The 7,877-nt window shown below is 65.7% G+C and carries 6 protein-coding genes and 3 pseudogenes; 5 read left to right on the forward strand and 4 right to left on the reverse strand.

The annotated features are described in order from the left end of the window. The first annotated feature begins 562 nt into the window (after window positions 1-562). Window positions 563-1,150, forward strand: coding sequence for a hypothetical protein (locus tag VKG81_RS09920; RefSeq protein WP_324395754.1), 588 nt, complete (start codon window positions 563-565; stop codon window positions 1,148-1,150). 180 nt (window positions 1,151-1,330) lie between these two features. Here VKG81_RS09920 and VKG81_RS09925 read toward each other — a convergent pair whose 3' ends face one another. From VKG81_RS09925 to VKG81_RS09940, 3 genes and pseudogenes are all read right to left on the reverse strand, one after another. Continuing rightward, window positions 1,331-1,684 (reverse strand): MTH938/NDUFAF3 family protein, encoded by a 354-nt coding sequence (locus tag VKG81_RS09925; RefSeq protein ID WP_324395755.1) that lies wholly within the window; start codon window positions 1,682-1,684, stop codon window positions 1,331-1,333. 356 nt (window positions 1,685-2,040) lie between these two features. Beyond that, complete coding sequence (locus VKG81_RS09935; protein WP_324395756.1) at window positions 2,041-2,931, reverse strand: DMT family transporter; 891 nt, start codon at window positions 2,929-2,931, stop codon at window positions 2,041-2,043. Between the two features lie 85 nt (window positions 2,932-3,016). Next, a pseudogene (locus tag VKG81_RS09940) lies at window positions 3,017-3,699 on the reverse strand (transposase); the annotation flags it as partial. A gap of 254 nt (window positions 3,700-3,953) precedes the next feature. Here VKG81_RS09940 and VKG81_RS09945 point away from each other — a divergent pair. The 3 genes and pseudogenes from VKG81_RS09945 to VKG81_RS09955 all read left to right on the forward strand — a co-directional run. Beyond that, window positions 3,954-4,661, forward strand: a complete 708-nt coding sequence (locus VKG81_RS09945; protein ID WP_414685215.1) for a tetratricopeptide repeat protein — start codon at window positions 3,954-3,956, stop codon at window positions 4,659-4,661. Window positions 4,662-5,005: 344 nt separating this feature from the next. Further along, window positions 5,006-5,311: pseudogene (locus VKG81_RS09950) on the forward strand (adenylate/guanylate cyclase domain-containing protein); the annotation flags it as partial. Beyond that, window positions 5,301-5,540: pseudogene (locus VKG81_RS09955) on the forward strand (response regulator transcription factor); the annotation flags it as partial. The pseudogenes VKG81_RS09950 and VKG81_RS09955, both read left to right, overlap by 11 nt. A gap of 1,165 nt (window positions 5,541-6,705) precedes the next feature. Here the strand turns inward: VKG81_RS09955 and VKG81_RS09960 are convergent. Continuing rightward, complete coding sequence (locus tag VKG81_RS09960; protein WP_324395758.1) at window positions 6,706-7,104, reverse strand: hypothetical protein; 399 nt, start codon at window positions 7,102-7,104, stop codon at window positions 6,706-6,708. 319 nt (window positions 7,105-7,423) lie between these two features. On the opposite strand from VKG81_RS09960, the gene VKG81_RS09965 reads away from it, so the two are divergent. After that, the gene (locus VKG81_RS09965; RefSeq protein ID WP_324395759.1) at window positions 7,424-7,645 is read left to right on the forward strand and encodes a hypothetical protein; all 222 of its coding nucleotides are present in this window, start codon (window positions 7,424-7,426) and stop codon (window positions 7,643-7,645) included. Window positions 7,646-7,877: the final 232 nt, after the last annotated feature.

Consider the following 7,877-nt stretch of genomic DNA (forward strand, 5'->3'; position numbering starts at 1 on the left):
GGCGTGCCGGAATGTGCCAGAGGAACGGTGCAGCAGCGGATCGTCATGCGCTGGCCGTGAAGAACAGCCGCTTGGTGTCAGGCAGGCGTTCTGGGCGCTGAGGATGGCCAGGCCTCATCGGATCGTTGCGATGGGCCAGAGCCACGGGCGGTCTCAGCAGCGCGGACAACGGGCGGTTGCCGCTAGCCCCCAACGGATGTCACGACGAGGGCCGTCGGAGCCGAAGACGGCTCAGTGATCACCAGATGGGAGGGAGTGACGGCTTGACCGTGCCTCTACCGGACGCTGTAGAGCATTTCGTGCACGGATGTGCCGCGAAGTGCCGCGGAAACACTGTGGATTCGGGCACTGCGTAGAAGGTTCTGCTCCTGCCAGACTGGAAGCGATACATACGCGGCCCCGATGCCGGATTGAGGGAAAGAGTTATGACGCTGTCCCAGGCGGTACCCAACGTTGTCGGTGAGATCGTGGAGTCGATCGAGTTGGCCCCACGCAACGGCTTCCACCTCGAGCCCCGCTGCCGGATCTGCCGAACGACCACGTACGCAAGAAGGTCAACGACATGTTGGCCGCTGGCCTCAGCTATGCCATGATCCTACGGGCTCTGAGGGAAGACAACGCCAAGCTCGATAAGCGTGATCGGGTCACGATCGACTCGATCCGCAACCACACCTCACGGCATTTCCCCGTGCAGAATGTCGCCAAGGCAACCTACCGGCGGATTCTTGAGCGGCGGGCGCAGGAGAACAGCGTCGACTTCGTCACCGCCGTGGCCACGGCGATCACCCCGATGGCGTTCTTCGAGACGGTCATGGCCAAGGGCTATGAAACCCTGGTCGATCCGGACACCAAGGTCGACGTGAACACGGGCATGATCGCCGCCGGTCGGCTACAAGCGCTGATGCAGTCCCAGGCCAGCAGTACCAAGATGGCGGACATGTGGGCGCAGATGAGTCGCATCATTGAGGTGGTCCATCACTTCGTGCCAGAGGAGCGGCACGAAGAGCTGCTGCGGCAGCTCGAGTGGCAGGGGCCTGTCGCGGCTGATTCACCGGCCGACGAGTTTGAAGATGCGGAGGACGAGTACGACCCCGTGGAACCCGCGCACGCAGACCACGACTGCTGGACTCAGTGCGCGGGGAGAGACTGACCACCAGCCCACGGGAGCGCGCCTGCTCAGAGGAGCCCCGTTTTCCAGTCGGCCTGCACGGCTGCCTTGGCCGCGCGATGGGTCTTGCGCGGGTCACCAAGCGTCGTGGTGAACCGACTGCGTGAGGGGGCGTTAGACCGAGGGTAGACCGCCGAGGCGCTCCCGCTCCACACCGTTGGATCAGCAGGTGACGTGAAGGACCGCGCGGACCTCCCGTGGCTTGAGGCCCGAGATCAGTCCGCAGGCCTGTTCCGTCGGGACAGCGACAAGGTCAATGTGTCGGCGCGCAGCCTCCTCCACCACCTCAGGCATGATCGGCAGCGAGCCGTGGGCCCCGGTGCCAATGATCAAGCGGGGTCCGCCCCAGGGGATCTCCTCGTCCGCCGAGAGCGGAGTGTGTCCGAACTTGTCGCGGTAGGGCTTCGAGGGCTTCTTGCTCCGCTTGCGCACCACACCTCGGTCGATGACGATGTCGTGCTCATACGCTCGTCCCTCGACCTCGATCGATCCGAATCCGAGAAATCGCACATCCATCACGTGCCACCGTAGCGCTCAACGGCGCGCGCCAAGGGCAAGCCGCAACTCCTACCTGACAATCTGGCCACCGAGGACCGCCCGTCGGCGGTGGCCCGGATGCGGGTGTCGCCTCGGACGCGGACGAAGCGGCCCACAGTGGCTTGGGCTGCCTCGATGGTGGTGCCGTCGGGCGGCTGGTCCGAGACGACAACGCCGCCCGCGTCGCTGACCTTCTGGTCCGGATGACATCAGGCCAGCCCTGACCCCATCTTGCATGGACAGCCGCCTCGTCTGGAATCTGCAATCGTGCCTTCAGGACCGAGTAGGCACTTAAGGTCGAAAGGCCCGGCCCAGCAGGCTGCATCGATAACTAATCAGTCGTCTCGGCTGATTTGTCTCGCGCCCCGCTGGGGCGCCGCGGCCGCCTGGCTGCGGGCCAGCGCCACCACCGCCACGATCGCCACCGCGACCGACACGGCTGTTGCGACCCGGCCGGCATGGTTGGTGGTGACCGTTTCGCCCAGCATGGTCGTGCCGAGCACCGACGCGACAAGGGGCTCGGAGACGGTCACCACGGGCAATGACCAGGACAGCGGGCCGGCCCGGAACGCCGACTGTTCCCAGGCCGTGGCGGAGGTTCCCACCACCGCCAAAGCGTACAGCTCAGGTGTGCGTAGCAACGCCGCGATACCGCGGCCAATCCGGGTGACCACGCCCTTGGTCAGCACCGAGAACACGCCCCACAGCGAGCCGGACATCAGCCCCCACAACATTGCGCTGACCGAACCCGAGAAGATCCGAGCGCCAATCGCACACAGGACCAGCGCCGGAACCATGATCGCGGCCACGACAGCCCAGGCGTGAAGCGACGCTCGTGCCTGCCCTTCATGGGGGTTGCCGACCGTGACGATGACCGCAACCGCGGCGGCGAGCAGCACAGCCCAAGTGCCTTCCCAACGGGTGATCCGGCGGTGGTCCACCATCGCGCTGATGACCAGCGCGAACAGCAAGGAGGTCACCGACAGCGCCTGCACGAGCATCACTGAACCGAAATCCAGCGCCGCGGCCTGCAGCGCGAAACCGGCCGCGGCTGTTAGGGTGCCCGCCCACCACTGGCGGTCGCGCAGCAGGTGGCCGAACAGTTCGAACGTGCCGACCTTCTCGTCGGTGACGTCTTGGGCCGATCGCTGCTGGATGACGTCTCCGATGCCGATCATCAGGGCAGCTGCTAGGGCGAGCAGCGTCGCGAGTTCTGTTTTGGCCACGTCGACCTCCTGTGCGGCTACAGAGAGTGTCGCTAGAGCCCAAATTAGGCCTGTAATACCCCCGGGCCCAATACCGCCGCGTCTGTCATGTGCGAATCGAGGGTGCAATCTGGCCGTTATCCGAACCGGGTTTGCTTGCCCGTGGGATCGCGACGCTGTGCACGCCGAGCTGGGTGTAGGTCGTCTTCGACCGAGGCGTAGCCGTAGCCGCGGTCAGCGGTCACCGCTCGTGGAGGGCATCCGGCGCGGCCGGTGATCCGTTCGATCGCCGGCGCCAATTGAGGTGCGTCGACGGGGTTTCCGCCTTCGACGATGTGGTCGAGGATGACGCCGTCGGCATTGTCGATGATTTGGGCCTTGTAGCCGAATTCGACGGGCTTGCCCAGCCGTCCTTTGCGGATCGGGCGGGCATCGACATCGTGCAGGCTGACCACCCGGTGCGCCGACTCGGGCATCACCCCGGCCAAGCGGAGGCGGGTCTGCGTAACCACCCACTGTGTGCGGCCCACCATGGTGTCGAGGTGGTTGGTCGCCTGCAGTAGCCGGCCTCTACGCACCCCCGTGGCAGTGCCCAGCGCGCGGGGCATTGTGCAGCACCATGGCAGCCTCGCGCAGCGCGGCTTCGGCGATGTCGGCGAGTTCCGCGGTGATGCGCCGCACCGCGGCCTGGGCCTGATCGCGTTGCTGCTGGCCCCGCAGCTTTGACGCGATCGCGCGGGCGCGTCGACCCGCCGATGGCGGTGATCGGGTTCGTGGAGCGCTGCGTGCGCGGATGTCTGCTGTCGTGGTCGGTCGGCGGCGACGCGGTTATCATGCACCGGCTGGTCGGCCGGGTGTTGCGCGAACGCGACCGGGCCAGCGGTAGGTGGACGACCACGTTGGCCGGCGCATTAGACATGCTGGAGCCGCAGCTGTTCGACGAGTCGCGAGCCTGGGCCCAGCGTGACCTCGGATCCGATTTGGTCTCCCAGATCGAGGCGCTGTGGGAGGCCACCATCGTGGCGCCGCCGGATGGCGACATCATGGCCCGAGAGCTGCGCGCCCGGAGGTGGGGGGTGCGACAACTGCGGGCCGCAGCGGACCTCACCCGCGCCATAGACCTCGGGCTGCGCGTCGTGGCCGACTGCGAAAGCATCCTGGGCGCCGACCACCCCGACACCCTGGGCTCGCGCCACGGCCTCGCCTCCGCCTACCAGGCGGCGGGGCGCCTCGAGGAGGCGATCCCCCTATACGAGCGCAACATCACCGCTTACGAGCAGGTGCTGGGCGCCGACCACCCCAACACCCTGCGCTCGCGCAACAACCTCGCCGTCGCCTATCAGGCGGTGGGGCGCCTCGAGGAGGCGATCCCGGTGTTGGAGCGCGCCGTCGCCGGCATCGCCGACTCCGAGCGGGTGCTGGGCGCCGACCACCGCAACGGCCTGACCGCGCGCAACAACCTCGCCGTCGCCTACCAAGCTGCGGGGCGCCTCGCGGAGGCGATCCTGCTATTCGAGGGCACCCTCGCCGACTGCGAACGCCTCCTGGGCGCCGACCACCGCGACACCCTGCGCTCGCGCCACAGCCTCGCCGACGCTTACCTCTCGGCGGGGCGCCTCGATCAGGCGATCCCGCTGTTGGAGCGCACCCTCACCGACAGCGAACGCGTCCTGGGCGCCGACCACCCCGCCACCCTGACCTCGCGCAACAAGCTCGCCGAAGCGCACCGCTCGGCGGGGCGGGGTGCGTGACCTGCCGACAGGTCTGCCGCGCGACACACCAGACGTGCCTTAATGATGTTCGAAACCCGGGGGACGCAGAGACGGAAACCGGTCGCGCTGTTAAGTTGCAGCGGCCCCGGGCTGATCACGCGAATTGGCTCAGGCTGTTGCTCGGTGGTTGCGTGGCTCTGGTTGTGCTTCGGCCGTCAGCGCGTAAATCTGCGCGATCAGGGGTCGTGGATATGCGCATGTGACAGCTGCAATCTGCGCGGTTGCGCTGATGTTTTGCCGCGTGTGGTGGCCGCATGCTGGCTAGCATGAGCGAGATCGATCCCCGCGCGGACCTGCCGATGGTGGACTGGAGCGATCTTGGCGTGAGCGGGCTTTTGCCGACGGGCACGGTGACGCTGCTTTTGGCTGACGTCGAGGGCTCCACGCCGCTGTGGGAGAGCCAACCGCAGGAGATGGCCGCCGCCGTCGCACGCCTCAACCAAACCGTCTCTGAATTCATCGCCGCCTATGGCGGCGTGCGTCCGGTGGAGCAGGGCGAGGGTGACAGTTTTGTGGCGGCGTTCGTCCGCGCGTCCGACGCGGTGGCGTGTGCGCTGCAGTTGCAGTTAGCACCGTTGGCGCCGATCCGGCTGCGCATCGGGGTGCATACCGGTGAGGATCGCCTACGCCCAGCGCGGCCGCGGCGAACGCAAACGACCCACCAGTGGCTGGGCCTCGCTCACCCCCACAGAGCGCGACATCGTCCGCCTCGTCAGCGACGGGCTGGCCAACAAAGACATCGCCACAAGGCTTTTCGTCTCACCACGCACCGTGCAAACCCACCTGACCCACGTCTACACCAAACTTGGGCTGACCTCGCGTGTGCAGCTCGCCCAGGAGGCAGCCCGCCACGCCTGACCGCCGCCGCGACAACGGCCGGGAGGCCACACCGGCGGTATGGGTGCTAGTTCAGAGCCGCGTCGAAATGCCGCAGTAGGGGTGAAGCCCGTCTCCTTAAAAACAGGCGAATAATTCGCCCGACAACCTGCCGCACAACGCTCGTGGTCGACCTGCATATCCGCGGGTCGGCATGGCGTTCAACTGGTGGGCACCCCGAAGATGCCGGGCGAGCCGAAGCGGGTCCAGCCGTCCCGGGATACGGATCTGAACAGGAGAAATAAGCGGGCTTGAGGTTGCGGGTCCGCGAGCATGGCGCTCACTGACCGATAACTGAGCAACCGATAGAAGCTGCTGCCTTTCGGTGCGGCTCCTAGAAACGGTACTGACCGGTCGCGTACTGATCGCGAGTTATCCCAGCTCGCGTCCGCTTTGTGGGCGGCCGTCGGTGGACAGCCAAACGTGTGGTTGGTTTGCAGCGCCTTCCGAACCGCAGCCTTGGTGGTCGACGCCACGGTGTCCCGCGGTGCCGACCACCCCGGCATCAACTAACGTGGACGCTGGTTCGGGGATTTGATAGCTGAATAGTCTTATGTCTCTAGGGGTTCCGCAATGAAAAGCCTGAAGACCATCGCAACTGCCGCCTCGTTCGCCAGCGTAATCGGCCTCGCCACCTTTGGACTGGCGCCCTCAGTGGCCAACGCCGCTCCCGCTTTGCCGGGCATACCGTGGCAACAGGATGACGGCCACGGGCATGGGCACGGACACGGTGACTGGGGCGGCGACGACGACTGGGGTCCTGGGCCGTGGTGGGGGCCGCCGGGGCCTGCCTACTGGGGGCCGTCTGCGTGCATTAATGCCAGCGGTCCGTGGGGATACGTCAGCGGCAGCGCCTGCATCTGATGGGCGTCGCGCGGCTTACACCGGCCGCGCGAGCCGGCTGCGGGGGACAGCCGTCATCCGGCTAAGCGAGCGCTAGCTACTTCGACCTGAAAAAGTCGGCGCGTTGATCCTCGGGCTGGCGACAGTGGAGCCGGAGGATGGCCTCGAACCCTGGCTGAACCACCACGCCAACATCTCGAGAGTGATGCCCGTCAGCACCTCGTCGATTCAATATCTGGCGCGGCCGCGGCTTGGCGGCACGGGCGATTCGTTGGTGCCTGCGAAATCCGTTGGCTTGGCCTAATCAGTCTGCTTTCTTTGCTGCGCCCTTTGCGGCTTTCTTTCCGGCGCCCGTTGCAGCTGGCTTTGCGTCGTCTTGCTCGCTCACCGTCTCGCTCGCGCTGCGCACGAAGCTGCGCAGGAACTTGTACAAGTCCTTCGCGGCGTCGCCCGGCTTGGTCACCATCCCGCTCTCGAAACGCACAACCCTGCGCAGGAACTCGTTCGTCGTCGTGGCGAGCTGCTCGTAGTAATCCCCGATGGCGTCGACGACCTCCTTGCGCACCGACGGGTCGTCGACGAGGTTGGGCATCGCGTCGTCGAGGCGGTCAACGAAGTTGCGCATAGCCTTGATCGCGGCGCGCTGTCTGGCTTCGACCCGTTCCAGCACCTCGTCGGGCAGGTCCGACGCTCGCTCCGCCACGGTCTTCTCCTCAAAGTTTCGCTGGACTGCACCGGGGGGTGAAGGCCGCCGAGTGCGCTCTGCCATGATCGTGCTCCTTAAGGGGTTGAATGCAGAAACGAGTCTTGAATGGCTCGACATCAGAATGCGCTCCGACCCCGGCGTTCTATAGGGCCGATGGTCCCTGCTCCGCCTGATGAGCTAATTCCGTAGATCAGCAGCATGCGAGATTTTGGCGCACACATACGCGAACCGATTTCTTGGCGGCGGAGAGCGCACACTAGAGGCTGATGAGCAAAGAAACGGCCGCCGCCTGGTCTGAAGACCCGGGGGAGAAGTTATGACTTACAGGCACCTTGACACCAATATTGTTGAGTCTTTCGATGAACTGACCGCCGATCAGGTTGGGTTCGCCCGAAAGACCTTGGCTGCCAATGCCATTGATGCCGCTGACGCGGCCAACCTGATGATGGCGCTAGGTATCCATCCCTCTCAGGAGGACAAGAACTCACCGCTGTTGACCGGGGTGACACAGTTGGCCAATCAGCCACGTTCCTGGTAGATGATGAGAGACCCCTCTCTGCCAACCTGGGTTGAGGCACCTGCCCCCTGACAATTAGTGACCCGAGGGCGGGGATGGAGAACTTCCCCGAGATGACGAACAAGGTGACCACATTGGTCCGAGCGACCGGGATCGAAGATCCTGGTCGGATGAGCGGTGCTGGAACGAAACGTCCCGACCCTGAGGTGCCCGAGCGTGCCCGGCGCCGGACGTTCGTCGCGAAGTACAAGCT

This window comes from Mycobacterium sp., assembly GCF_035314905.1.
Lineage (GTDB): Bacteria > Actinomycetota > Actinomycetes > Mycobacteriales > Mycobacteriaceae > Mycobacterium.